Consider the following 416-nt stretch of genomic DNA (forward strand, 5'->3'; position numbering starts at 1 on the left):
TATTATTTTGGAAATTTTAGTATTTGGCCCCTTGGTCAAGCGGTTAAGACACCGCCCTTTCACGGCGGTAACACGGGTTCGAATCCCGTAGGGGTCACCAAAGTTTTTTCGTGATAGCGAAAATAACTCTCATTAATTTGGAGGATTAGCTCAGCTGGGAGAGCATCTGCCTTACAAGCAGAGGGTCGGCGGTTCGATCCCGTCATCCTCCACCATGATTTTTTCACGATAGTGAAAATAATCACCAATCAATGCCGGGGTAGCTCAATTGGTAGAGCACGATCGAATAAGCTTCCTGAATGAACTTCAGCATACTGACCGAGCTGCTACTTGAATAATCTTTCTGAGGTCAGGATGACGGCAACGAGACAGCGTGTATGAATTTAATATTTTTTCTAACTTTACGCCGGGGTAGC

The 416-nt window shown here is 45.2% G+C and carries 2 tRNA genes; both read left to right on the forward strand.

What is annotated here, in order from left to right:
- The first annotated feature begins 25 nt into the window (after window positions 1–25).
- A tRNA-Glu gene (locus V7266_RS18635) sits at window positions 26–100 on the forward strand.
- Window positions 101–139: 39 nt separating this feature from the next.
- A tRNA-Val gene (locus V7266_RS18640) sits at window positions 140–215 on the forward strand.
- Window positions 216–416: the final 201 nt, after the last annotated feature.

The organism is Neobacillus drentensis, assembly GCF_036965645.1.
GTDB lineage: Bacteria > Bacillota > Bacilli > Bacillales > Cytobacillaceae > Neobacillus > Neobacillus drentensis_D.